Source organism: Paramesorhizobium endophyticum (genome assembly GCF_014640615.1).
GTDB lineage: Bacteria > Pseudomonadota > Alphaproteobacteria > Rhizobiales > Rhizobiaceae > Paramesorhizobium > Paramesorhizobium endophyticum.
In genome coordinates this window covers 75,190-100,911 of the sequence record NZ_BMHH01000012.1, presented here as the reverse complement: position 1 = coordinate 100,911, position 25,722 = coordinate 75,190, and the positions used below count along the sequence as shown (strand labels likewise).

At 62.2% G+C, this 25,722-nt stretch carries 22 protein-coding genes and 1 pseudogene; 2 read left to right on the top strand and 21 right to left on the bottom strand.

Annotated features, from left to right (window positions below; all coding sequences use genetic code 11):
• Positions 1-26: 26 nt before the first annotated feature.
• The 9 genes from IEX53_RS14955 to IEX53_RS14915 all read right to left on the bottom strand — a co-directional run bounded on the left by IEX53_RS14955 (position 27) and on the right by IEX53_RS14915 (position 12,234).
• Complete coding sequence (locus IEX53_RS14955; protein ID WP_188824979.1) at positions 27-983, bottom strand: ABC transporter permease; 957 nt, start codon at positions 981-983, stop codon at positions 27-29.
• Complete coding sequence (locus tag IEX53_RS14950) at positions 980-1,915, bottom strand: ABC transporter permease (RefSeq protein ID WP_188824978.1); 936 nt, start codon at positions 1,913-1,915, stop codon at positions 980-982. The genes IEX53_RS14955 and IEX53_RS14950 overlap by 4 nt, the downstream gene beginning before the upstream one ends.
• Entirely contained in the window at positions 1,912-3,762 is a 1,851-nt protein-coding gene (locus IEX53_RS24275; protein WP_188824977.1) for a dipeptide ABC transporter ATP-binding protein, read from the bottom strand. Before IEX53_RS24275 ends, IEX53_RS14950 begins: the two co-directional genes overlap by 4 nt.
• Before the next feature lie 249 nt (positions 3,763-4,011).
• Positions 4,012-5,751, bottom strand: coding sequence for an ABC transporter substrate-binding protein (locus tag IEX53_RS14940; protein ID WP_236016208.1), 1,740 nt, complete (start codon positions 5,749-5,751; stop codon positions 4,012-4,014).
• Between the two features lie 181 nt (positions 5,752-5,932).
• Positions 5,933-7,048, bottom strand: coding sequence for an ABC transporter ATP-binding protein (locus tag IEX53_RS14935; RefSeq protein WP_188824976.1), 1,116 nt, complete (start codon positions 7,046-7,048; stop codon positions 5,933-5,935).
• Positions 7,049-7,050: 2 nt separating this feature from the next.
• Positions 7,051-8,991, bottom strand: coding sequence for a glycoside hydrolase family 127 protein (locus IEX53_RS14930; protein ID WP_188824975.1), 1,941 nt, complete (start codon positions 8,989-8,991; stop codon positions 7,051-7,053).
• A gap of 10 nt (positions 8,992-9,001) precedes the next feature.
• On the bottom strand, positions 9,002-9,856 hold the full coding sequence (locus IEX53_RS14925) for a carbohydrate ABC transporter permease (RefSeq protein WP_188824974.1): 855 nt from the start codon (positions 9,854-9,856) through the stop codon (positions 9,002-9,004).
• Complete coding sequence (locus IEX53_RS14920) at positions 9,853-10,773, bottom strand: carbohydrate ABC transporter permease (RefSeq protein ID WP_188825001.1); 921 nt, start codon at positions 10,771-10,773, stop codon at positions 9,853-9,855. Before IEX53_RS14920 ends, IEX53_RS14925 begins: the two co-directional genes overlap by 4 nt.
• Before the next feature lie 210 nt (positions 10,774-10,983).
• Entirely contained in the window at positions 10,984-12,234 is a 1,251-nt protein-coding gene (locus IEX53_RS14915; protein WP_188824973.1) for an ABC transporter substrate-binding protein, read from the bottom strand.
• Between the two features lie 170 nt (positions 12,235-12,404).
• Between IEX53_RS14915 and IEX53_RS14910 the strand changes: the two genes are divergently transcribed.
• On the top strand, positions 12,405-13,427 hold the full coding sequence (locus IEX53_RS14910; RefSeq protein ID WP_188824972.1) for a LacI family DNA-binding transcriptional regulator: 1,023 nt from the start codon (positions 12,405-12,407) through the stop codon (positions 13,425-13,427).
• Between the two features lie 72 nt (positions 13,428-13,499).
• On the opposite strand, the gene IEX53_RS14905 is transcribed toward IEX53_RS14910, so the two are convergent.
• From IEX53_RS14905 to IEX53_RS14865, 9 genes are all read right to left on the bottom strand, one after another.
• Positions 13,500-13,847, bottom strand: a complete 348-nt coding sequence (locus IEX53_RS14905) for a RidA family protein (RefSeq protein WP_188824971.1) — start codon at positions 13,845-13,847, stop codon at positions 13,500-13,502.
• A complete protein-coding gene (locus IEX53_RS14900; protein WP_188824970.1) occupies positions 13,844-14,977 on the bottom strand; it encodes an NAD(P)/FAD-dependent oxidoreductase in 1,134 nt (377 codons plus the stop codon). The genes IEX53_RS14905 and IEX53_RS14900 overlap by 4 nt, the downstream gene beginning before the upstream one ends.
• Complete coding sequence (locus IEX53_RS14895) at positions 14,977-16,380, bottom strand: FAD/NAD(P)-dependent oxidoreductase (RefSeq protein WP_188824969.1); 1,404 nt, start codon at positions 16,378-16,380, stop codon at positions 14,977-14,979. Before IEX53_RS14895 ends, IEX53_RS14900 begins: the two co-directional genes overlap by 1 nt.
• The gene (locus tag IEX53_RS14890; protein ID WP_188824968.1) at positions 16,377-16,673 is read right to left on the bottom strand and encodes a (2Fe-2S)-binding protein; all 297 of its coding nucleotides are present in this window, start codon (positions 16,671-16,673) and stop codon (positions 16,377-16,379) included. Before IEX53_RS14890 ends, IEX53_RS14895 begins: the two co-directional genes overlap by 4 nt.
• 24 nt (positions 16,674-16,697) lie before the next feature.
• Complete coding sequence (locus tag IEX53_RS14885) at positions 16,698-17,831, bottom strand: NAD(P)/FAD-dependent oxidoreductase (RefSeq protein WP_188824967.1); 1,134 nt, start codon at positions 17,829-17,831, stop codon at positions 16,698-16,700.
• Positions 17,832-17,845: 14 nt separating this feature from the next.
• On the bottom strand, positions 17,846-18,652 hold the full coding sequence (locus tag IEX53_RS14880; RefSeq protein ID WP_188824966.1) for an ABC transporter permease: 807 nt from the start codon (positions 18,650-18,652) through the stop codon (positions 17,846-17,848).
• Entirely contained in the window at positions 18,649-19,521 is an 873-nt protein-coding gene (locus IEX53_RS14875; RefSeq protein WP_188824965.1) for an ABC transporter permease, read from the bottom strand. The genes IEX53_RS14880 and IEX53_RS14875 overlap by 4 nt, the downstream gene beginning before the upstream one ends.
• Positions 19,518-20,558, bottom strand: coding sequence for an ABC transporter ATP-binding protein (locus IEX53_RS14870; protein WP_188824964.1), 1,041 nt, complete (start codon positions 20,556-20,558; stop codon positions 19,518-19,520). Before IEX53_RS14870 ends, IEX53_RS14875 begins: the two co-directional genes overlap by 4 nt.
• A 243-nt stretch (positions 20,559-20,801) precedes the next feature.
• Positions 20,802-21,839, bottom strand: coding sequence for an ABC transporter substrate-binding protein (locus IEX53_RS14865; RefSeq protein WP_188824963.1), 1,038 nt, complete (start codon positions 21,837-21,839; stop codon positions 20,802-20,804).
• 149 nt (positions 21,840-21,988) lie between these two features.
• Here IEX53_RS14865 and IEX53_RS14860 point away from each other — a divergent pair, with 149 nt between their 5' ends.
• Positions 21,989-22,897 (top strand): LysR substrate-binding domain-containing protein, encoded by a 909-nt coding sequence (locus tag IEX53_RS14860; protein ID WP_188824962.1) that lies wholly within the window; start codon positions 21,989-21,991, stop codon positions 22,895-22,897.
• A gap of 277 nt (positions 22,898-23,174) precedes the next feature.
• On the opposite strand, the pseudogene IEX53_RS14855 reads toward IEX53_RS14860, so the two are convergent.
• The 3 genes and pseudogenes from IEX53_RS14855 to IEX53_RS14845 all read right to left on the bottom strand — a co-directional run.
• Positions 23,175-23,634: pseudogene (locus tag IEX53_RS14855) on the bottom strand (SLC13 family permease); the annotation flags it as partial.
• Positions 23,633-24,187 (bottom strand): transposase, encoded by a 555-nt coding sequence (locus tag IEX53_RS14850; RefSeq protein ID WP_373288662.1) that lies wholly within the window; start codon positions 24,185-24,187, stop codon positions 23,633-23,635. The pseudogene IEX53_RS14855 and the gene IEX53_RS14850, both read right to left, overlap by 2 nt.
• Positions 24,188-24,563: 376 nt before the next feature.
• Entirely contained in the window at positions 24,564-25,721 is a 1,158-nt protein-coding gene (locus IEX53_RS14845; RefSeq protein ID WP_188824960.1) for a glutathionylspermidine synthase family protein, read from the bottom strand.
• Between the last annotated feature and the right edge of the window lies 1 nt (position 25,722).

The window sequence follows — 25,722 nt, the reverse complement described above, 5'->3', positions numbered from 1 at the left end:
AGCCCGAGGATGACGACGGCGAGGCGTTATTGTCTCACTCTGGGATCGAGCACCGCATAGAGAAGATCGACGATGATGTTCATCAAGACGATGAACAGGCCGCCGAGCAGGACCACGCCGATGATGATCGGCCTATCCTGATTCTTCACCGCCTGCACGGCGAGCGCGCCGACGCCCTGAAGCCCGTAGATCTGCTCGATGACGATGGCGCCGCCCAGAAGAATAGCGATATCAGCGCCAAGTTGGGTGACGAGCGGCGTCAGCGTGCTGCGCAGGCCATGGCGGAGGAGCACGTTCCTTTCGGAAAGGCCCTTGGAGCGGGCGGTGCGGATATAGTCCTCGCTCATGACCTGTAGCAGATTGCCGCGTGTCAGGCGGGCATAGATGGCGGCGGTGACGAGGGCGAGCGTCATCCATGGCAGGGTGAGGTGCCAGGCCCAGATGACTGGGTCTTTCAGGAAAGGCTTGTAGCCGCCGGGCGGAAAGAGCGTGAAACCCGCCTGCCTGGGCAGGAAATAGAAGACATAGAGCGACAGCATGCCGAGCACGAAGGTCGGGAAACTCAAGCCTATGAGGATGAAGCCCTGCCCGAGCCGGTCGCGCAAGCCGCCCGGATGCCGGGCCGACATGATGCCGATGGGAATACCGATGGCGAGCCAGAAGATCACCCCGCCGATGACAAGCGAAACGGTCGCCGGAATGCGGTTGGCGATGAGCTTCGTCACCGGCTGCTGGTTGCGATAGGAAAAGCCGAGATCGCCCGTCAGCGCCTTGCCGGCAAAGGATAGGTACTGCTCATATATGGGCCGGTCGAGGCCGAGATTGGTGCGGATCTGCACGAGCTGCGTCTCGGTCGCCTTCTCCCCGGCGATCATGCGGGCCGGGTCGCCCGGCGCGACGAAGAACAGGAAGAAGACGAACAGGCTCAGCGTAAACAGAACGAAGGCCGAAAACAGCAGCCGTTTGGCGAGGAAGCGGATCATGCGGCGGCCTTTCCCTTGAGCCGAACCGGCCTTGCGCGCGGATCGAGCGCATCGCGCAACCCGTCGCCCAGAATGTTGAAGGCGAGCGTGGTGAAGAGCAGCGCCATGCCGGGGAAAACCACCAACCACCAGGCGACGAGATAGATGGAGTTGGCCGCCGCGTCCGCCAGCATCCCGCCCCAGCTTGGCGTCGGCGGAACGATGCCCAGACCCAGGAAGGACAAAGTCGCCTCGAACACCACGGAACTCGGGATCATCATGGTGGTGTAGACGATGATCGGCACGCTCAGATTCGGCAGGATATCCCTGATCATGATCGAGACCGGCCCCGCCCCTAGCGACCGGCTCGCCTCGACGAATTCCCTATGGCGCAACGCATTCACCTCCGCCCGGATGACGCGGCCCATGGTGGTCCATGAGAAAAAGACGATAACACCCACGCTTAGAGAAAGGCTGGGCCCGAACACGGAGACGAGCGCCAGCGCGCAGAGCAGGAAAGGCACGCTCATCACCAGGTCCATGAGCCGGCTCAGCATCATGTCCGTCGCGCCGCCGACATAGCCCGCGATCATGCCAATGGTGAGGCCGATGCAGGCGGCGGCGAGCGAGGCGAGCACGCCGACGAGTAGCGACACCCGCGCGCCATAGGCGAGCCGGACCAGCACGTCGCGGCCCAGATGATCCGTGCCGAGCACGAACTCGCCGTTCGGCCCGACCGGCAGGCCCATGGGTGAGAGGCCCGTCGTGCGGTATTGCTCAATGGCGGAATGCCCGGTCCACGCCTCGATCAACGGCGCGGAAATGGCAAAGACGACAAGCAGCAGGATGAAGACCAGCGCCGCGAGGCTGGCCTTGTCACGCATGAAGCGGCGAAGCGTCAGTTCCAGCGGGCTGCGCTGGACGATAGCGGGGCCGGCCTCTTGGGTACTCATGCGGCTTCTCCCGGAAGGGTTTCCACGAGACGGCGTGTATGCGTGCCGCTCCGGCGCGGCTCATGGAAGGAGGCGGCGATCAGTTCGCGCGTATAGGGATCGGTGGCCTCGGAATAGATGGTTTCGGCGTCGGCCAGTTCGACGATGCGGCCCTTGTTCATGACCGCGATGCGGTCGCAGACATGGCGCACCACGGCGAGATCGTGCGAAATGAAGAGGTAGGTGAGCTTCAACTCCCGCTGCAAATCCCGCATGAGGTTCAGCACCTGCGCCTGGATCGACACGTCGAGCGCGGAGACCGGCTCGTCGAAGATGATGAGCTCCGGATTGAGCGCGAGCGCCCGGGCGATGCCGATGCGCTGGCGCTGACCGCCCGAGAATTCAGCCGGAAAGCGGTTGTAATGCTCCGGGTTGAGGCCGACCTTCTCCATCAGCCCCTCAACCGCGCGCTTCAATTCCCTCCCCGAGCAGACATTGTGAATGCGCAGCGGCTCGCCGATGATCGAGCTGACCCGCCGCCGTGGATTGAGCGAGCCGAACGGGTCCTGAAACACCAGCTGCACGCGCTTGCGCATCTCGCGCCATTCGCGGCTGCCGAGCGCATGAAGAGCCCGGCCCTCGAAGGTGACGGTTCCGCCGGTGGCAGGGATAAGACCGGCAAGGACACGGGCGAGCGTGGACTTTCCGCAGCCGGATTCCCCCACAAGCCCGAGCGTCTCACCCTTGTAAAGATCGAGATCGACGCCTTTCAGGACATCGATTTTTTTAGCGGCGCCGAAAAATCCGCCCTGGCTATAGGTGAGCCGCACTTCGCGCGCCTCGACCAAGGGGGGGCTTTCGGCATCGATGGGAGGAGGAGCGGCAGGCGAAATAGCGGCAGTGTGGCTTTGCGGCGGGAGGGTCTCGAGCCAGCAGAGGCTCTGCGCGCCATCGTCAAATTTTCGCAGCGGCGGTGGGGTAGCACAACGGTCCATCGCATGCGGGCAGCGGGGCTTGAAAACGCAAGCCTTCGGCAGGTCGATCAGGCTCGGCGGCCGGCCGGGGATCGGCACAAGCGCGCTGCCGGGCGTGGCGTTGGCCGGTGAGGAATTGAGCAGCCCCGCCGTATAGGGATGGGCCGGCTGCGTGAACAGCGTTCCGCTTTTGCCGGTTTCCATGCGCGTTCCGGCATACATCACCAAAACCTGATCGGCGACGCTGGAAAGAAGGCCCAGATCATGGGTGATCATGAGCACCGTCGTGCCGCGCTCGCGCCGCATCTCGTTGATCAGCGCAACGATCTGCTGCTGCACGGTGACGTCGAGCGCCGTCGTCGGCTCGTCGGCGATGATGAGCGGCGGGTTCAGCACCAGCGCCATGGCGATCATGACGCGCTGGCGCATGCCGCCGGAAAACTGGTGCGGATAGCTGCCGAAACGCGCCGAGGCATTGGGGATGCCGACCCGTTCGAGCAGCGCGACGGCCCGCTTTTTCGCCTCGTCCCGCGTCACCCGCTCATGCGCGTGGATCATCTCGGTGATCTGCGCGCCGATGGTGTAATAGGGGTGCAGGCTCGACAGCGGATCCTGGAAGATCATGCCGATCTTCGCCCCGCGCACCTTGCGCATGTCCCGCCGGGGAAGATCGAGCAAATTGCGCCCCTGGAAGAGTACCTGCCCGGAAATCAGGGCATTGGGCAGAAACCCCATGATCGCCTGCGTCAGGACGCTCTTGCCGGAGCCGGATTCTCCGGCAATGCCGAAGAACTCCCCCTCCCCCACAGCGAAAGACACATCGCGCACCGCCTCCACCACGCCATCCTCCGTCGGGATACGGACAGTCAGATTGCGCGTTTCGAGTATCGGCATTGGTTCCTCCCCGAGGGCGCGTAGAGCCGTTCATTGTCAAATGGAGCCGCTGGCGAAGTGACACCCCCCTCTGTCCTGCCGGACATCTCCCCCTCAAGGGGGGAGATCACGCTGTCATGAATGCCCGGCACCAATCGCAGACGTTGCAGAATGTGCGGTGATGGTCGTGTCAGCCAATCTCCCCCCTTGTGGGGGAGATGCCCGGGAGGGCAGAGGGGGGTGAGCGGCGCTTCCATCTATCCGCTTATTTCAACGTTCCAGCCACACATTGGTCCAATCCCCCTGCGCCCCCAGCGCATAGGGCTGAAAATTCTGCACCGCCTCGCCGTGATAGAGCACCACCTTTTCCGAGATGTAGGGCACGACCGGCGCATCCTTCATCACCAGTTCATCGACCTGAGCCCAGAGCTTCCCCGCCTCCTCCGGGGTGGTGGCGTTGATGGCCTGCGCGGCGAGCTTGTTGGCTTCGGGATTGTTGTAGTCGGTGTAATTATAGGTCTGGTGCGTGCCGTTATATGTGAATTGCGGCTGGAACACCGAGCGAGCCGCGCCCCCGACCCAGTCAGGCGACCAGCCGACCGGGGCGATGTCCCAATTGCCTTCCTTGGTGTTGAGCGGATTGGTCATGAACTTCGAATAATAGTCCGCAGGCGTGACCGGGATCAGCTCGATCTCGATCCCCGCGCGCTTCAGGCTCGCCTGGATTGTCTGGGCAATCGCAGGTTCGGCATTCTGGTTGCGATACGGCATTTTCAGCTTGATGCCGTTGGGAAACCCGGCCTCCGCCAGCAACGCCTTGGCCTTTTCCGGATCGCCTTTCGAACCCTCGGACGGATAGAGGTCGAATGCGTGGAAGCCGAGCACGCCGGGGCCGAAGATGCCGTTCTGCGGCTGCGCGACATCGGGGCCGCCCCATTGCTGGACGATGGCTGCCTTGTCGATGGCATATTGGAAGGCCTGCCGGACGCGCAGATCCTTGAGTGCGCCATTATTGTTGTTGGAAACCGTGTTGATGAAGATGAAGGAGGTGCGGCCCACCGACATGGTCATCAGCTTTTCATCCCCCGCGCTCGTCAGCATGGAGAGCGTGGCGGAAGGTATGATGATGTCGTAAGTCATGTCGCCATCGCCCGCCTGCAATTGCTGGATGGCGGCATCGGGCTGAATGCCGAAGGTGATCTCGATCTCGTCGACATAGGCCTTGCGCAGCGGATCGGACTCCGGCACCCAGGCCGGATTGCGCTTGAGCGAAAGCTGGCTGTCCGGCACGTAGTTGTCGACTGTGTAAGGACCACTGGCGATGAAGTTGGAGCGGTAATCCGGCCCGTCAGGCATATAATCCAGAACCTCGACCGGCGCGGGCGCTGCTGTTGCCAGCGATAGCATGTATACAAAATCGCCCGCCGGTTCGGTCAGGCGAATGACGATCGTCTTGTCGTCGGGCGTCTCGATGCCCGAAATATCATTACCCTCGAGATAGGCTTTCATCGTCGGAACCGTGGGCTCGACCTTGGCAAAGCCGTCGCAGAAGGCGCGCATTCCCTTGATGAGATCGACGAAATAGGTGAGCGCGGCGGAGCCGAGCGCGGGGTTGCACATGCGCTTCACACCGCGCTCGAAATCCTGCGCCGTGATGCCGCGCGGGCCGGACGGCGCGTTCCAGGCGATGCCGTCACGTAGCGTGAAGGTATAAGTCAGGCCATTGTCGGTAGGCTGCGGCACTTCCGCCGCCAGGTCGCCTTTCGGCTCGATCTGGACCTTGCTATCCGTCGAGGCCTCATAGCTGATCAACTGACGGCTGACCGCGCGCAGGAAGTTGTTGGTCGTCACCAGCGCACCGGATGTCGGATCGAAATGATCGAGGTCGGCCGTGCCGACGATTTTCAAGGTCCCGCCCGGTTGCGGCTCGTCCGCCAGGGCATGGGTTGGAGAAATCGCCGCAAGGGCGGCGGCGAGACGCAATGTCATTCTCGTTCGACGAACGCTCATGAAAGTTCCCTCTGTTTATTGATCGAGATGATTATTGGCTGACGCTCAGGACGCCGCGTGCAGGAGTTTTGTTTATGCTGGTCCGCATGTCAACAGTCTTGTCGACAAATTGCGCACAAGATAATTCACGCACCGTATTGCACGGTACCGGCTACGGCCGACGCCATCGTCTCGCACTGACTTACGAAGATTGAAGCGCCTGTTCTTCGACGCGGAGCTCGCTCTCCTTGTCAAAAAGATGCATCTGGTTCATGTTAATCGATAGCGGCACGATTGCGCCTGCCTTCGGTGCCGTTTCTGGATCGATGCTGGCGCAGATCGCCGTCTTGCCGACATTGAAATAGACCATCGTCGTCGCGCCGAGTGGCTCCACCAGATCCGCTGTTGCATCGAACGGCTCCCAGCCCGGACGATCCTGCCGGGCGGAAATCGCCTCGGGGCGGATGCCGAAGATGATTTCCTTGCCCGCATGGGAGTGGTAGGCCGCTGCCTTTGCGGGTGGCACGGCGAGGCGCACGCTATTTTCCAGCACCACGAAAAGCGCATCGCCCTCTGCCTCCAGCCGGGCGGGAAGGAAATTCATCGACGGTGAGCCGATGAAACCGGCGACGAATTTGTTCCTTGGGTGGAGGTAGAGTTCCTGCGGCTCGCCCATCTGCTCGACGATCCCCTGGTTCATCACCACCACCCGGTCGGCCATGGTCATGGCTTCCACCTGATCGTGCGTCACATAGACCGTGGTTGTCGGTAGCATCTGGTGCAGGCGCTTGATCTCGGTGCGCATCCTGACGCGCAGCTTGGCGTCGAGGTTGGACAGCGGCTCATCGAACAGGAACACTTTCGGGTTGCGGACGATGGCGCGGCCCATGGCGACGCGCTGGCGCTGGCCGCCGGACAGCTGGCCCGGACGCCGGTCGAGCAATTCGGTGATACCAAGCGTTTCCGCCGCCGAGGCGACGCGCTTTTCGATTTCCGGCTTCGCCAGCTTCTGCTGCTCCAGGCAGAAGGCGATGTTTTCGCGCACCGTCATATGCGGATAGAGCGCATAGTTCTGGAACACCATCGCAATGTCGCGTTTGCCCGGTCCGAGCCGGTTCACCACCTGGTCGCCGATGACGATCTCCCCGCCTGAGATGTGCTCGAGGCCGGCGATCATCCGCAGCGTCGTCGATTTGCCGCAGCCGGACGGCCCGACGAAGACGACGAATTCCTTGTCCTTGATGTCGAGACTGATGCCGCGCACCGCTTCATAGACACCGTAGGATTTGGTGACGTTTCGCAATTGCAGCGTCGCCATCGCTATTCCTCCGTCAGCCAGACCTGCATCGCGCCCGCGTCGCGATTGGCCCAAAGGTGGTAGGGAATGGCCTTGATCGGCCTTGGTTTCAGTGCGGGGGGCGCCTTGCGGTAGAGCGTTCCCTCCCAGCCGCTCGCATCGGCTTCGAGCGCCTCACCCTCCAGCACAACGGCCCCACCGAGCAGGCCATCATCGAAACGTGGTTCCAGCGCCGCATCGCGGGGAATGCGCAGACGCTGCGGCTCGGTGCCGATATCGGTTTCCTCGACGCAATAGACCATCGGCCCGCGCTTGAAGGCGACGCGGTGCGCGTCCTCGCCCACCGCCGGGTGCGCATAAAGCCGCTCCACCGGCATGGCGAACGCAAGGCGGATTTCATCGCCGTCCCGCCATTCGCGCGTGATGGCCGCATAGCCCTTTTCGACCGCCGCGGCGATTTCCTCGCCATTGACGAAAATCCGCGCCGCCTCGCACCAGCCGGGAATGCGCAGGCGGAAGGTGAGCATGGTGGGGGCAGCGAGGCCCACGGCAAGCCGCACATCACCATCCCAGGGATAGGCCGTCTCCTGCCGCAGCCGCAGGAAATGACCGTTCGCCTCAAGCTCCGCGCCATTGGCGCCATAGAGATGCACGGCAATCTCGTCACCCTTCACCGAGTAGAAATATTGCCCGAGCGAGGTGATGAAGCGGGCGATATTGGTCGGGCAGCAGGGGCAGTAGTGCCATTTCCAGCGCCGGTTCTGCCCATGGCTCTCCAGCACATTCTCGTAGAAATAATGCTCGCCATCGCGCGAGATGCCCGACAGCGCCCCATTATAGAGCACCGTTTCCAGCGCATCGGTGAACTTGCCATCGAGGTCGATCTGCGCCATGCGATGGCTCCAGAAGCCAAGCGCCACGGCGGCGCAGGTTTCCGCATAGGCCGTCTGGTTCGGCAGGTCGTATTCGCGGGTGAAGCCCTCGTTCGATGCGGATGGCCCGAGGCCTCCGGTGACATACAACTGCCGCCCGGTGAGATTGCCGAACAGCCGGTCGCAGGCGGCCTTCAGGCTCGGATCGTCATTCTCATAGGCCAGATCCGCCACGGCCGAGAAGAGGTACATGGCGCGCACCGCATGGCCGACCACCTGAGTCTGCTCGCGCACCGGCATGTGCGCCTGGCTATAGGCATAGGTCTGGTAGACATAATCGGCGGGATCCTCGCCGCGCCGCCGCGCCTCCTCATCGTAATAGGAAGGCATCTGCCCGCGCTCGTCGATGAAATAGGTGGCGAGCTTCAGGTGCCTGATATCGCCGGTGACGCGGTAGAGCTTGACCAGCGCCAGTTCGATTTCCTCATGCGCATCATAGCCGCGCAGCTTGCCCGGCTCGGTGCCGAAGGTGTCGATGATATGATCGACGGCACGGATCATCACGTCAAGGAAGCGACGCTTGCCGGTCGCCTCGAAATAAGCAACAGCGCCCTCCAGCAGATGGCCCATTGAATACATCTCGTGGAGGTCGCGTAGATTGGTCCAGCGCTTCTCCGGCTCGCGGCGGATGAACCAGCTGTTCAAATAGCCATCCGCCATCTGCCCCCGTTCGAGCTTCTCGACAATGGCGTCGATCCTGGCTTCGATATCCGGGTTGGGGTGGTTCTTCAGAGTATAGCTCGCCGCCTCGATCCATTTGCCGAAATCGGAATCGAAGAAATGCTGCATCGAAAGCCCGCTCGGCTGGATGGGCCGCACCAGCGGACCGGCGGGCTTGTCGAAATCGAGCACCTCCAGAAAGCCCTCCTCCTCCAGCCGCTGATGCTGGGTGGGAATGGTCACGTCACGCACGGTCTCGGACCAGCTCTTCCAGAAGCCGGAATCGAAGGAAACCTTGCTATGATCGACCGGCACGAAGCGCGAGAAATGGCGCGGCTGACCGGCGGGGGCCTTTTTCAACGACGAATGCATGGGAACTCCGTTATTTCACCGCGCCGGCAGTCAGGCCGCGCACGTAGTAGCGTTGAAGCATGAGGAAGGTGAGGATGCAGGGCACCATGGTGACGGTAATGCCGGCCTGCAGCGCGCCCCAATCGATGATGCCGTAGATGCCGGAGGAGACATTGACGAGCATGATCGGCAGTGTGAACTTGTTCTGGTCCGAGAGGAAGATCAGCGCCGCGAGGAACTCGTTCCAGGAATTCAGGAAGGCGAACATGGCCACGGTCGCCACGCCCGGCAGCGCCAGCGGCATCATGATGCGGCGCATCAGCGTCCATTGCGACGCGCCGTCGATCCGTGCCGCCTCGATCAGCGCGCCGGGAATGGCGTCGAAGGCATTGCGCATCATGAAGATGGAGAACGGCAGCTGGAAGGTGGTGTAGACCAGCACCAGCCCGAAGAGATTGTTCTGCAGCCCGAGGAATTTCAGGATCAGGAACAGCGGCGTCAGGATCGACTGGAACGGGATCATCATCGTCGCCATCACGATGACGAAGATCAGCGACTGTCCGGGAAAGCGGAATTTCGAGAAGCCATAGCCCGCCGGCACCGCTATGAGCACGGTCAGCCCGATGGTGCCGAGCGCGATCAGCACCGAATTTCCGGCATAGACATACCAGCCCGCGCCGACATCCTCCAGCCGCCGGTAATTCTCCAGCGAAAACGCCTTGGAGAACAGCGCCACCGGATTGGACAGCGCTTCTGCCGCTGGCTTGAAGGAATTGGCCACCGACCAGACGATCGGCATCAGGAAAAAGACGGCAAGAAGCAGCGACACCAGCAGGAAAGCGATATGGCCGAGCCGCTCATTCGCGGGAGTATTGGAGCGGATCATCGGCCATCCTCCGGGCGTTCGCGCATGAAGCTCAGCTGGATCGAACTGATGGCGACCAGCACGACGAGCAGGGCGAAGGAAAGCGCCGAGCCATAGCCGAGGCGGTAGGACGAGAAGGACGCCAGATAGATCGAGAACACCGCCGAGATGGTGCTGTTCTCCGGCCCGCCCTGCGTGATGATGAAGAACTGGTCGAAGGCCAGCATCGATGAAGTAATGTTGAGCACCAGCGCCAGCAGCAGTGAATTGCGCATCAAGGGCAGCGTGACGCGGCGGAACCGGCTGAACACCCCTGCCCCGTCGATCTTCGCCGCCTCGATGATATCCTGCGGAATGCTTTGCAGGCCGGTGAGCAAGATAACCATGGTGAAGCCGGCGGTCTTCCACACCACCATCAGGATGATGACGGCGAGCGCCGGCCAAAAGCTTTCGAGCGGACGCGGCGCGGCATCGACAAGCCCGAGACTCAGGAGCAGACGGGAGAAAACGCCGCTATCCGGGTTGAGCAGCCACATCCAGAGGGTGGAAGCCGCACCGAAACCGATCACAACAGGCATGAAATAGATGGTGCGGAAGAAACCGGCACTTTTGAGCGGCCGGTCCGCCAGCAGCGCCAGCGGAAAGGCCACTGCCAGGATCGCCGCCGTCACCAGCACGGTATAAAGCAGTGTGAAACCCAGCGAATGCCAGAGCTGCGCATCGCCCAGCAATTCGGCATAGTTTTCAAGGCCGATGAACTTCTTCCGGCCCAGAAGCGGCCAGTGATAAAAGCTCATCCAGAGGGTCATCGCCAGTGGGATGACGAACAGTCCTGATATGAACACCATGCTCGGCGCGATGAACGCCAGCCCCAGCCAGCCGTGGGGTTCATCGGTTTTGGGTGGGGAGGCCAAGGGTGGGGTTCCTTCTTTTGAAATATGTCAGCGCAGCCTTCACCCTCGCCCTTCGAGGCTCGCTTCGCGAGCACCTCAGGATGAGGGTGAAGGGGCACCGCCGCTCCAGTGGACCTGAGGTTTGAATGACGAGGGCGGGGTCCAGTAGCCCTCATGGTGAGGTGCGTAGTGCAGCGAAGCGGAACGAAGCCTCGAACCACGAGGGCGCTGGGCACTGAAATCATCAGCAGCCACCTACGGATTCGTCCGCTCCAATATCTTCGTGAACTCGTCCTGCGCCTTGCTTATCGCCCCATCCACGTCATCCCCGAACACGGCCCCCTGAATAAGATTCAGGAACGGCCCGGTGCGGCTGACGAACAGTTCGTCCGACGAGAAGGTATAGGGCGTGCGCGCCTTGGCCAGCACGTCGTAGGCGACGAGGTTGCGCTTGTCGAACTGGGCATAAGCCTCACCGGCAAGGTCCGTACGCGGCGGCATTCCGGCTTCCTTGGTGATGAACACCTGCTGCTCGGGCTGCATGTAGAAATTCACGAAATCGAGCAGGATCTTCTTCTTTTCCTCGCTGATGCCTCTGATCAGCGCGAGCGAGTCCCCGCCGGCAAAGCTCGATTCCCCGCCCTTCGGCCCGGGGATCGGCGCGACGTTGAACTTCACATCAGGGTATTTTGATGTCAGCAGATTGACGATGTAGGAGCCGGTCATGAGCACGCCGACTTTGCCCGAGGCGAACGCCTCGACGGCATTGTTGCCGTTGCCGGAGCGCGAGGTGGGATGGATCGCGCCGGCCTTCCACATGTCGCGATAGGCGGCGATGGTTTCGCGCATCGCCGGGGTATCGACGGTGGCCTCACGGCCGTCCTCGGTCAGCACATCGGCGCCCGCCGCCCAGATATGCGGCAGAAAATCATAGATCAGCCAGCTTCCGGAATTGGCGACAAAATAGAAGCCGTAGGTATCCGGCCCCAGCGCGCGGATTTTCTTGGCATCTTCAGCGATTTCATCGAGCGAGGCCGGCGCCTTGTTCGGATCGAGCCCCGCCTTTTCGAAGAGGTCGGTGTTATAGGCGATGATCGAGGCGTCAGGGAGTGCCGGAACGGCGTAGATTTTATCCTCATAGGTGGCGAGCCGCATATGGGAGGGGCTCAGAGCACCCGCATAAGGCAATCCTTTGACGAAATCGGTGATGTCCTCAAGCGCGTCATTGGCTGCGAACGTCGGCAGATAGATCAGGTCCAACACCGCGCCATCCGGGGGCGAGCCGCCGGCAATCGCCGCGCCCAGCTTCGGCACCATCTGCTCCGCGGTGATCTGCGTAACGGTGATCTTGTCCTTATGCTTGGCGTTATACTGATCCGCCAACCCCTGCAAAACCGCGCCCGATGAGGTGCGCACCCACAGCGTCGCCTCCTCCGCATGGGCCATGGAAACGGACGCGGCGAGCATGAGCGCCGCCAGGCCATAGCGATTGAATGATTTTCTCATCGCATTCCCCTTTTCGTTTGTCGCCCCCCTCTCTCCCGGTGGGGCCGATGGAAACGCTATTTCAGATTTTTTCGGCTGTCGATAATTTGTGCGCTCATACGTGCAAAAACCTTTTTGCAACGCTGATTGTCTTTGATAAATGCTTTTTGCAACGGATTTTGGATAAACTCATGAAGCCGATTTTCCACCGCAAACGGACGCTCAGAGACGTCGCCAAGGCCGCGGGCGTAAGCCTTTCGACCGCCTCGAACGCGCTCAACGGCGTTGGCCGCGTCAATGCCGAAACGCGGGAGAAGGTGAACCGCATCGCGCAGGAAATCGGCTTCCGCCCCAACGCCCTGGCGCAGAGCCTCTTACGCAAGCGCAGCCTCACCATCGGCATGCTGACCAACGACACTTATGGCCGCCTTACCCTCCCGATGGGCGCGGGCGTCTCGGAAGCGCTGGTGGACCAAGGCGTCTCGGTGTTCTTATGCGCCACAAACAATGACGAGCAGCTGGCGCGGCTGCATCTGCAGGCGCTCAACGACAAACAGGTGGACGGCATTATTTTCACCGCGACGCGCCTCGACCTGAAGCCGCCGCCGGAGCTGTTCACCCTGCCCATACCCGTGGTTTATGTCTTCGCCGAAGGGCCGTCGCGCAGCGTCAGTTTCGTGCCGGACGACGCGCAAGGCGCACGCCTCGCCATTGACCATCTCAAGGACCATGGGCGTAATCGCATCCTGCACATCACCGGCCCCAAGGATTATCTCGCCGCGCGCGTGCGCGCCGCCGCCTATGGCGAAATCTGCGGCAGCGAATGGGAGCCGATGTTCGGCGAATGGTCCGAGGAATGGGGCCATGAAGCGATAGACATCGCCTTCGCGCGTGGCATCCGTCCGGACGGCATCTTCTGTGGCAATGACGAGATCGCCCGCGGCGTCATCGACGCGCTGCGCGACCGGAATATCACGGTTCCCGCCGATATCTCCGTCGTTGGCTTCGACAATTGGGAGGTGATCGCCCGCCAGACGCGCCCTCCCCTCACCACCATCGACATGGAACTGAAGGAGCTTGGACGCCGGGCGGGCCTTGCCATGCTGCAACTTACACGAGGCGAGGAGGTCACGCCCGGCATCATTCGCCTGCCGTGCAGCCTCGTCATCAGGCAGTCCACCTTGCCTATGGGAGGAGCCAAAGACCGACGATAGAATAATATCTTCCCAGCGGCCTATTCCTACGCCAACCCCCGCTGGATGTCCTAACGGGGGTTGCTGTCATCATCACGCCTTGAGCGCCGTCACCACAACTTCGATGAGCGCGCCGCCGCCGAGATCCGCTACGCCGACGGTGGCGCGGGCGGGGAGATTCTCACCGAAGATTTCGGTCCACACCGCATCCATTTCCTTCTTGTGGGAAAGGTCGGTAACGAAGATCGACGCCGAAACGACCTTGGAGATATCTGTGCCCGCTTCTTTCAGATAAGCGGCGATCTTGGTCAGGATATTGCGGGTCTGCTCGCCCATGGAGACGCTGGTGTCGTCGGCAATGGTGCCGCCGATGAAGATGAAACCATTGGCTTCCACGGCGCGGTGCATGATCGGTGTGCGAATGTTGCGGGTAATCGTCATGGGATATCCTTTTTCCGGGTTGAGGTGAAACGGTCGATGGAGAGGCCATCGATTGGGGTGACGGTCTTGCCGGTGGCGATCAGTTCCGCCATGACGGCCCCGGTGCCGGGACCGAGTTGGAAGCCGTGCAGCGAGAAGCCGAATTGATGGTAAAGCCCGTCATGCCGCATGCTGCGGCCAAGCACGGGGAGGTCGTCTTCCATGCGGGCCTCGATCCCCGCCCAGGCGCGCGCAATGGTCGCCTGACGCATATTGGCGAACAGTTCGAACACCGTCGCGGCGCTCGCCTGAAGTTTCCGCCAGTCGAGCACGGTCTCATTGATGTCGGGAAAGGGCGTTCCCAGATGCCCGCCGCCGATCAGCACCGTGCCGTTGCTGAACTGCTTGAAGGAAAGCTTGCGTCCGCGTAGAATGACCACCGGCTTGATGAAATCCGGCACGCGCGAGGTGATCATCAGCATCGGCGCGACGGCTTTCACCGGCACCGGTTCGCTCAAATCGGCGGCGATGCGTCCGGCCCACGCGCCCGCCGCATTGACGAGAACAGGCGCCTCGAAGGTCTCGCCGCCCGCATCGACGCGCCATAGGCCACTTTCACGACGGATATTGGTGGCGGCGACGCCCTCGCGGACGGCCGTGCCCATCTCTTCCGCCTTGCGACGGAAAGCGGTAGTGGTTCGGGCCGGATTGGCCGCTCCGTCGCGGCGCGAAACGATGCCGCCGGGGCAGGTTCCCGCCACCGCCGGCACAAGACGGCGCAACTCGTTGGCGTCGATCAATTCCTCATGGGTGAAGCCATGACGGTGGAGTTCGGCGACCCGGGCGCGGCAGGCCTCCAGTTCTTCCTCGTTTTCGGCGACAAGAACCTGCCCGTGATTGTCGAAACCGCAATCGTCGTCGAGGAGATCGCCAATGCGCTCCCATATATCCATCGAGCGGATGGAGAGCGGAATTTCAGCGATATGGCGGGCAAGCTGCCGCACGCCTCCCGCATTGGCGCCAGAGGCGTGGCGGCCTGCATAGTCCTTTTCGATCAGCACCGGGCGGAAGCCATGCAGGCAGAGATGCAGGGCCGTCGAACAGCCATGAATTCCGCCGCCTATGATGATGGCATCCGTCCTGGTGATCATCAGCGCACCACGGCCTTCACCGCCTCGTCGCTTTGCGGCAATGCGGCCAGTTCGGAGAGCATGATTGGCTTGACCGGTGCGCGCAGGCGGTAATAGCCGATTTCCTCCGGCGTCTTACCGCGCGCTTCGGCCATGAGCTCGGTTACCGTCAAGCCACACAGCCTGCCCTGGCAGGGGCCCATGCCGGTGCGGCGATAGGCCTTCAACTGGTTGGGTCCGGTGGCGCCGACGGCGACGCTGTCGCGGATGTCCTGCGCCGTCACCTCCTCGCAGCGGCAGACAATGGTGTCGCCAGCGGGCACGCGGAACTGCTTGGCCGGACGGAAGAGGATATCGAGGAAGACGCGGCCCTTCTCGGCCTTGGCGACAGCCGCCTTCAATTCCGCCATGCCGGGAAGACCCGCCCTCGCGCCCAGCGCGTCGATCGCGGCCCGCGCGGCGACACGTCCGCGCGCCACCGCTGCCAGTGCGCCGCCGATGACCGCGCCGTCGCCCGCGATATGGATACCGGGCACGGAGGTTTCGGCATTGCCATCGAGTTCGGGTGTCCAGCAGAGCTGGATATCGTCCCATCGATGCTTCACGCCTGCCGACATGGCGAGGTTGACATTGGGCACGACGCCCTGATGCAAAAGCAGCACATCCACCGGAACGGTCGTCTTTCTGCCCTTGGCCTCGAAGGTAAGGTTCTCGATGCGGCCGTCGCCGGATGCAGCAAGGCCGGTGACGCCGCCGACGACCCGAACCTTCGAGCGGACCTCCCGCATCATCGCAAGACCCTTCAGGAAATAGGGCGAGGTGATGAAACCTGCCGCGTGGGGCAGCGCGCGGCGGTAATTGCTCTTGTCCGTCGTATCGAGCACAAGGTCGATCTTGCCGCCCATGCGCAGGATCTGCGCGGTGAGGAGCCAGAGCAACGGCCCCTGCCCTGCCACGACGGTTTTCCCATCCGGCAGAAGCCCGGAGGATTTCAGCACCGTCTGCGCCGCGCCCGCCGTCATGACGCCGGGAAGCGTCCATCCGGGAATGGGGAAAGGCCGCTCCAGCGCGCCGGTGGCGATGATGACGCGCTTCGCCCTGACGAGCCGCGCGCCGCCGCCCACCGAGATGCCAATTTCAAGATTGCGGTCTAGGCTCCATATGGTCGCGCCGTGCAGGATTTCAGCGCCGCTCTTACGCACGTCGTCCACCAGCGCCTGTCCGGCCCAGTAATCCTTGCCGAGCAGCGCCTTGTCCTGAACCGGCGTGGTAGTGATGGCGCGCCAGACCTGCCCGCCGGGGCCTTGGTTCTCATCGAGCAGCAGCGTGGATAGCCCGGCTTTTGCCGTCAGCGCCGCCGCCGCGAGGCCTGCGGGACCTGCACCGATGACGGCCACATCGTAGTTCTCGCGTGCCGGGGTCATTTACCGATCTCCCTCTTGCCCTTCTGGATTTCGATTGTCATGCCCTCGCGTACCGGCACGAGGCAGCCTTGCCGGTTGCCGACGCCGTCGATGGTGACGAGGCAATCGAAACAGACGCCCATCATGCAATAGGGCAGGCGCGGCGCGCCGCTGACCGCGGTGCGGCGGCGGGCGTCGAAGCCGGAGGCAAGCAGCGCGGCGGCGACCGTGTCACCTTCACGCGCGACGACGCTCCGCCCTTCGACTGTTATCGTGACCGGCGTTCTCCGGTCCTGTTCCATGCGTTTGAACATGCAGGTTTCTCCCATGCCCATGCGTCAGTAATAGCCGCTCGATCCGGCTTCGATTTTGTGAAAACGCCTTGCGGTAAAGCTCCCAAGCCTCGCCGCATCCAGCTGTCCCGCGGCAATCATCGGCGCGATTTCGTAGGCGTGGTTGGCGGCGAGCGTCACGCCGGAGTGGCAGCACGCGACAAAGGCGCCGGGACAGGTCTTGGACTGCTCATAGATCGGAAACCCGTCCTTCGGCATGACGCGGATGCCGGACCAGCTCCTCACCACGTTGAGCCGGCCAAGATGCGGGAACATGCGCCGGGCGCGGTCGGCCATGACCGAGGTGATGCCCTTGTTGGTGACGGTATCGTCCAGCAGGTCTTCCTTGCTGTCGCCGATCATCACCGTGCCCTCGTCGGTCTGCCTGACGGTTGCGACTGGATGGGGCATGAAGGGCTGCGTGCGCTCGGTGACGATGATCTGTCCGCGCGTCGGCCCCATCGGCGCTTCCAGCCCGACCATCGGCGCGAGCATCTGATTTGCATTGCCCGCTGCCAGCACCACCTTCCCGACGACGATCTCGCCCTGTGCCGTGGTCAGGCGGAAGGCGCCGTTCTCATGAACGATTTTCGAAACCGCGTGCTCGGGCCGGTAGTCCACCTTGAGCCGGGCAAGGCCGGTATGCAGCGCGCGAAAGGTGCGCAGCGAATTCACATGGCCATCGAGCAGGCAGAAGCTGCCGCCTGTCACCTCAGGACCGATATGGGGGAGCATCTTCCTGACCTGATCATGGTCCAGAATTTCCGCCTGATAATCGACACCGCCCTGTGCGCGCAGCTTGCGGAAGATTTCGGCGCGGTGCTCCAGCTCCGCGTCGTTTAAAGTGAGCTGGAAGCCGCCATTCTGCTGCAGGCAAACGTCGAGGCCGGTTTGCTCCTTCAGTTCAGCCGCAAGCCTGGGCCAGATTTTTGCGCCACGCACGGTCCAGCCCGTATAGGCGGGCATGCCGAGGCCCTTGGACTGCACCCAGACCAGCGCGAAATTGGCCCTCGAGGCGCGCTTCGCGACATCGCCCTCGTCGAGGACGCAGACCCTCTGACCGACGCGCCCAAGGCCCCAGGCAATGGACGAGCCCAGCAACCCGCCGCCGATGACGGCGACGTCAAATTCCCTGATCATTTTCCTGTTTCTCCTTATCTCGTCCGGTCGCTATGCCCGGCGAGCACCCGGTCGAGCCCGTAGAAGCGATCGAGCAGAATCAGCGCCGCCATGGTTATGGCGATGACGCAGGCGGAAACGGAGGTAACGAGCGGATCGATATTGTCCTGCACATAGAGGAACATGCGGACGGGCAGCGTCTCGGTGCCGGGAGCCGCGAGGAAGATTGTCATGGTGACCTCATCGAAGGACTGGATGAAGGCGAGCGCCCAACCGCTGACGATGCCGGGCAGGATCAGGGGCAGCGTCACCCGCCGGAACAGCGTCCAGCTTCCCGCGCCGAGCGAGATGGCGGCCATCTCCACCGAGCGGTTCATGCCGGTGGCGGCGGCCAGCGTCAGGCGTAGCGCGAATGGGAAAACCAGGATGATATGGGCGACGAGCAGCGCCGTGAACGTGCCGCCGATGCCCACTTGCGTGAAGAAGCGCAGGAAGGCGATGCCCAGCACCACATGCGGGATCATCAGCGGCGAGAGGAACAACGCGGACAGCACCTCCCGCCCGGGAAACTGATGCCGCGCGATGGCGAGCGCCGCGGGGATGGCGAACAGCAGCGCCACCGTGGACGAGGCAGCGCCGAGCCACAAGCTCATCCAGAACGCATTGATGAATTCAGGATATTGGGCGATGGCACGGAACCAGCGCAGCGAGAAGCCGCCCACCGGCAGGGACAGAAACCCTTCCGGCGTGAAAGCCACAAGGCAGACGACGACGATCGGCGCGAGCATGAAGATCATGAAGACCGTGTGAAAGATAAGGGCGAGCGGGCCGTTTTTGCTCATCGGAAAGCCTCCGCGTAACGGCGTTCGATCAGGGCGTTGCTGCCGACGACGATCAGCACGATGGCCGCCAGCAGCAGCACGGCGACGGCGGCGCCGAGCGGCCAGTCGAGCGTGTTGAGGAACTCGTCATAGGCGAGCGTGGCGGCGACCTTCAGGCGTCTTCCGCCGATGATGGCAGGCGTGGCAAAGGCGCTGGCGCAGAGCGAAAAGACGATAATGCCACCCGAAAGGATGCCCGGCATGATCTGCGGCAGGATGATGCGCCGGATGATCGTCAGCGGCCCCGCGCCCAGCGACATGGCGGCGTTTTCGATCTGCGGGTCCACCCGCTGCAGCGCCGCCCAGACCGAAAGCACCATGAAGGGCATCATCACATGGGCGAGCGCGATGATGACGCCCGTCTCGGTGAACATGAAGGGGATCGGCGTTTCGATAAGGCCCACCGACATCAGCGCCTTGTTGGCGATGCCGTTCTGGCCGCCGAAGAGCAGCGCCCAGCCGAGCGTGCGCGCGACGACCGAGATCAGCAGCGGACCGAGGATGATGAGCAGGAAGATGCCTTTCCAAGGCGCGCGCATGCGGTTCAGGATATAGGCTTCCGGCGCACCGCAGATCGCGGTCAGCAGCGTCGCGGCGATGGCGATGCGGAAGGTGCGCAGGAACATCTCATGGAAATAGGAGTCCGACCAGATTTCCTGCCAATTATCCAGCACGAAGACCGGCTCGATGCCCGTATACTGCCCCCATTTATGAAGCGAGAGCATGACGGTCATCACCAGCGGGATCAGCACCACCGCGATGAACAAAGCCAGCGCCGGCAGGATCAGCCGCCACGGCACGGGAGAACGGGCTTGGGCAACGGCGCTCATTGGCCCGCTCCCGTGCGGCGAAGGCCCATATCCGCCTCCCGCCAGACGAGGCGGACGCTTTCGCCCTCCCCCGGCTGCGGCTCTCCGTCGTTCTGGCGCACGACGATTGCCGGTCCGCATTCGGTTTCGCACTGGAAGAGCCAGTGATTGCCCTGGAAGATGCGGTTTGTGACGCGGGCCTTGAGGCCGTCGCCTTCAGATGAGGCGAAGCCCACTTTCTCCGGTCGCACCGTCACAATGACTGGGCCGGATGGTCCCGCGGGAGCCGGCCCCTCGCAGGAGCCGAAGATGAGCTTTTGGGCGCGGATTTCGCCCGCGAACTCGTTGGTCTTGCCGAGGAATTGCGAGACGAAGGCGGAGCTTGGGCGCTCATAGGTTTCCTGCGGCGTGCCGATCTGCTCGATACGGCCCTTGCTCATCACGACGATCCGGTCCGAAAGCGCCATCGCCTCGGTCTGGTCATGGGTGACGAGAACGGTGGTCGTGCCGAGATTGCGCTGGATCTGGCGCAGCTCGATCTGCATGTCCTCGCGCAGCTTGGCGTCGAGATTGGAGAGCGGCTCGTCGAGGAGCAGCACGTCCGGCTTGATGACGAGCGCGCGGGCCAGCGCCACGCGCTGCTGCTGCCCGCCCGACATGCGGCGCGGATAGCGGTCGCCATAGCCCTCCAGCCCCACCATAGCCAGGGCCTCGCGCACCTTCGCCTCCCGCGCCGCGCGGTCGATGCCCCGCATTTCAAGTCCGAAGGCGATGTTCTCCGAAGCAGTCATGTGGGGGAAGAGCGCATAGCTCTGGAAGACGATGCCGAGCCCGCGCCGGGCAGGCTTCGTGGCGATCAGGTCGCGCCCGTCGAGATGGATGGAGCCCGCGGTGGGGTCCACGAAACCTGCGATCATCTGAAGCGTCGTCGTCTTGCCGCAGCCGGAAGGGCCGAGCAGCGAGATGAACTCACCCTTTTTTACGGAAAGTGTGAAGTCTTCCACGGCAGTGTGGTCGCCGAAGCGCTTCTTGACATGGTCGAGTGTGAGAAAGGCCATGTATGGGGTGTTTCCTGTGTCAAATTAGGAAGGCCGGAAAGGTCGACGGGACAGCGCCCCCCTCTGTCCTGCCGGGCAGCGCCCCCGCAAGGGGGGAGATTGCGCTGTCAGTACCGCTTTCGCCAATTGCCAGCATTGCAGAATGAAGCGCCGTCATCGATGCCAGCCAATCTCCCCCCTTGCGGGGGAGATGCCCGGCAGGGCAGAGGGGGGCGACGTAGAGCGCCGCCGTTGCCAAAAATTCTACCGCTCCACTTCACGATTCCAGCGCTTGGTCCAGTCCTCGCGTTGCGGGTTGATGGCCGACCAGTCGGGATTGTAGAGCGCGCTCAGATGCTCGCCGGTGGGGGCGATCTTGCCGAGCCCTTCGGGGATTTCGACCGTCTTGTTGACCGGGCCGTAGCCGTAATCGCGTAAGAGAACGAGCTGCACCTTCGGCTCCAGCATCGCCTTGATGAATTCCGAGGCGAGCGGCGACGCCTCCGGCTTCTCGATCGGGCAGGCAGTGGCGAGAAGCGTCACCGCGCCCTCCTTGGGATAGACGAAATCGACCGGGAAGCCCGTATTGACGAAGGACTGCACGCGGCCCGTGCCCCAGACGGCCAGTGCGGCCTGCCCGGACTGGAAAAGCTCCGTCATCTTGCCCGGCGAAGGCTCATAGGCGAGCACATTCGGGTTGACCTCTTCAGTCATGATCTTGAAGCCCGGCTCGATATCCTTCTCACCACCGCCATTCATCTTGGCGAACATCAGCAGCGTATACAGCCCATAGGTATTGTTGATCGGCGGGATGACGATGAGGCCCTTATATTTCGGGTCTTTCAGATCGTTCCACGACGTCGGGGCGGCCCAGCCCTTCTTTTCGAAATAATCCTTGTTGTACATGATGCCCGTGGCGACGAGGCCGACAGCAACGGCGCGGTCATCCCTAAAGCGGGCCGCGTCATGCAGATTCTCCGTCGCAAGCCCATCGATCTTCCCGCAAAAGCCGAGATCGATCGCCTGATACATCGGGCCGTCATCGAGGAGAGCCACGTCGATCTGCTGGTTGCCCTTCTGGGCCTGAAGCTTGGCGAGCGTATCGGTTGAATTGCCGGCGATATATTCGACCTTCACGCCATGCTTCTTTTCGAAATCCGGAATGACCTCGTCGCGCATCGTCTTTTCGAACGTACCGCCATAGCCGGCGACATAGAGCGTCTTTTCCTGGGCGGAGGCCGCCCCGAAGCCGGCAAGAAGCGCAAGGGCGCTGACAGCCGCGAGAATTCCCGATCGTTTCATGAGTGTTCCTCTCATTTGTTGTCTTTCACTGGCACTTTTTGAATTTTTCGAATGTGCCGTTCCCATGAAACGCAACATTCCAAACCATGCCTTGACCGTCAAATTCATAATGGTACACTTTGCATAACCAAATATTATAGGGCGGGAACATGGCGCGGGTGAATCTGAGGCAGGTGGAAGCCTTCCGGGCCGTGATGCTGTCTGGCAGCGTCACGGCGGCGGCGAGCATTATGGGCGTGACGCAGCCGGCGGTGAGCCGCATGCTGCGCGATTTGCAGGGCGCGCTCAAAATGCCGCTCTTCGAGAAGAAGGGCAGCGGTTTGGTGCCGACCGCGGCGGGCAGCGCGCTTTATACGGAGGTAGAGCGGTCGTTCCACGGCCTCGACCGCATTGTCGCGGCAGCGGAGGAAATCCGCACCCGGCGCACGGGCATGCTGCGCGTCGCGGCGCTGCCGGCGCTCGCCAATGGTTTCATGCCGCGCTTCGCCGGTACCTTCCTGATGGAGCGGCCCAATCTCAATTTCTCGCTGTTCGGCGTGATCTCACCCATTGTGGTGGACTGGGTGCTCAATCTTCAATGCGATGTCGGTTTCGCCGAGGTACCGATTGCCCATGCCGGGCTGCCGATCGTCCAGATGCCTGCATTGCCCCGTGTCGCAGTCGCGCCGGAAGGCCATAGGCTCGCGGAAAAACAGGTGATCACGCCGGAGGATTTCGAGGGCGAGAACTTCATCTCGCTCACCCATGGCAGTTCGAGCCGGCACCTAATCGACAATATCTTCGCCCGCCACAATGTCTCGCGGACGTTGCGGGTGGAGACGGCGCTTTCCGAAATCATGTGCGGCATGGTGGCATCGGGCCTTGGCGTCGCGATCTGCGATCCCTTCACGGCAGCGGAGTTTTCCGGGCGCGGCGTCGCCAGCCGTCCGTTTCTGCCCCGGATCGACTTCGATTTCGCCGCCGTTTTCCCGCCGCAACGCGGCCCGTCGCCGGTCGCGACGGATTTCGTCAACGCATTCGCGGAGCATGTGAGGCGAAACGTTGGATCAAACTTCTAGTCTGGCTGGACATTTAGAGTGTTTCATATTTAGACAGAACCAACTGTGCGCCCTTCACCCCCGTGGTTCGAGGCTCCCCTTCCCCTTCGACAAGCTCAGGGGAAGGGGCGCACCTCACCATGAGGGTGAAGGGGTTGCAACGCCGCAATAGCCCTCATCCTGAGGTGCGTAGTGGACCCTGAGCTTGCCGAAGGGGGAACGAAGCCTCGAAGGGCGAGGGCGCTTGGCGATTCCATCAAAACAAGAACCGTTCTAGCCCTTGGAAACGGGCCTGCTGTCAGACGAGGCCCGGCACGACGAGCACCAGCCAGGCCACCACTGGCCCAATAATGGCGATCAATGCGCTGTAGATCAGCAATTGGCGCAGCACCTGCTCGCGCTTTTCATCCGGCGCATTGGCGACGACGAGCGCGCCATTGGTGGAAAACGGGCTGGTGTCGACGATCGTCGTCGAAATCGCGATTGCCGCGACCACGCCGACGGCGCTGATCTGCCCTGCAGCAGGACTGGAAGGCAAGCGGGATGATCGCGCCGAGAAGCGCCGTGGAGGAAGCGAAGGCCGAGACGATGGCGCCCGTGAAGCACAGCAGGAGCGCCACCAGCAGCGGCATGCCGAGGCTGGAGATGCCGTTGGCCACATAATTGACGGTGCCGGCCTTCTCCATGACGCCGACATAGGTGATGATGCCGGCGATAAGCAGCACCGTCGACCAGCTCACCTTGTCGATCGCCGCTTTAAAGATCGGCGATTTCCTCGACCGGCGCATCCAGATCGTTGGTGACGAGACGGATGATCGTACCTGTTTGGATGCGCACGGTGATTTCGCGCACCGGATCGCAATGAGGATTGCGGCGCGAACGGGCCATACGCTGCGGCAGAAAGCCGATACGGTCACTGAGGATGCTGCCATCGGTGGGAATCGCCTGTTCGGCGATGACCTCAAGCGTGGTGTTGTTCTTCAGGCGGGAGACGAAGCGGCAGCCTTTGGCGTCGAGTTCGGCCCACCAGCGGAAGTCGTAGTAACCCAGATCGAACACATAGGTCATTCCGGGTTCGATCATCCTCTCCTTGGCCGGGGTGATGTCGCCCGCCCTTTGGCTGGTGAAGGTGGCTTCCAGCGGAATGCTGTCACGTGGGTCGAAGGTGATGTGCAGCTTGATGGCGCGCGCGCCCTTGACGGTATCCACCCAGCCATTGCTCAGCGAGGACAATTGCAGCCGCGTGGCGTCGAGAATGCGCACCGCATCGGCCACATGCCGGCGGGTGCGGCGGCTGGCGGACGCGGCCATATGAAAAACGCTATTCTCATGCCGCATGACATTGGGTCTCCACTCGTGTCCAGAACGCTGCCAAACGTCTGAAATCGAGTAGAATCAATGTCATGCGCCTTGTCCAGAATTTTAAACCGGACAGCTGTGGGACAAGCCCGAGAATGACGGCAGGATTACGCGCCTTTTCTTCACAACGTTTCAGTTGAGCTCTGACAGACTCTAGCGCCTTCGCTCCATCAGCACGGCATTGCTGCCATGATGGCCCCGACAGCCACGGCCAGCTTTGCGGCTGTCATCATGCGGTTGGTTCGCTTCTGCATAATCGTGCCCCGCTGATCATGATCGTTCCCCGCAAGGGGATCAAAAGGGAATGGTGCGGGCATCAAGGCTCAGATCAGTCAAGGATCACATGGGGTACGAAGCGCGATAAATTCGCGGTTATGGGCGTCTGGTCTTCGCGAATGCCGAGCCCGCAAGCGCGGTCGCCGATGATCCAGCTTCCAAGCACCGCATGGCCGGCATCGCTGTGGAAAAGCGGCGCATAGGCCTGCACGATGAAGCCTTCGTCGCCATAGCCGCCCCCAAGCGACAGGAACTCCTTGCCATCGCGATAAACAGTGACATTCTCGCCTTCGCGGGAGAGCAATGGCTTGCGGACATAATCCGTAAGTGCGGGAAGGCGGGGATCGTCGGGGAAATAGCTGGGCAGTAGGTTCGGGTGATCAGGATAGCGCTCCCATAACAACGGGAGGAGGCCCTTGTTGGAGAGGACGGCCTTCCAGGCCGGCTCCACGAAAACGGATGCTGAACCGGGCAGATGCCCGCTGAAAGGCTCCCGCAGCATGAATTCCCAAGGGTAGAGCTTGAAGCAGCGGTCGATCACGCGGTCCTTCAGATCGGTGAACCGGCTGGCACTGTCCACGCCGATATCGCTGATATCGAGCAGCTCGACGCGGTGCCCGGCCTGCACGGCGCAATCCATGAGATAGACCGTCGTGCCGCGGTCTTCCTCATTGTCCGTCGTCGCGGCAAAATGGAAAATGGAGTTCGCGTCGAATTGCTGGAACGCTTCGACAAGGCTCTCCTGCAGGGAGTTGAATTGGTCGGCATCCGCCGGCAAAGCGCCAAGCGCCACCTGGTCCGTCAGCCAATTGTACTGAAAATAGGCGGACTCGAAGATCGAGGTCGGCGTATCCGCGTTGTATTCGAGCAACTTGGCCGGGCCGCTTCCGTCATAGGCGAGGTCGAACCGGCCATAGAGGTGGCGGTCCTGCCGTTTCCAGGAATTGCGAACCACATCCCGGAATGCTTCCGGAATCGCAAGCCGGTGAAGCATCTCGTCGCTCGCCACGATGTCGGTGAGGAGTTCCATGCACATCTCGTGCAGTTCCTCGCTCGGCCCTTCGATGTGCGTTTCGATCTCATCGAGAGTGAACGCATAGGCTGCGCCGTCGAGCCAATAGGGCTCGCCATACATCTCGTGAAAGCCGAAGCCGGCGGCGCGTGCCTGCTCCTGCCAGTTTGGCCGGGCCGGCAGTGTGATCCGCTTCATG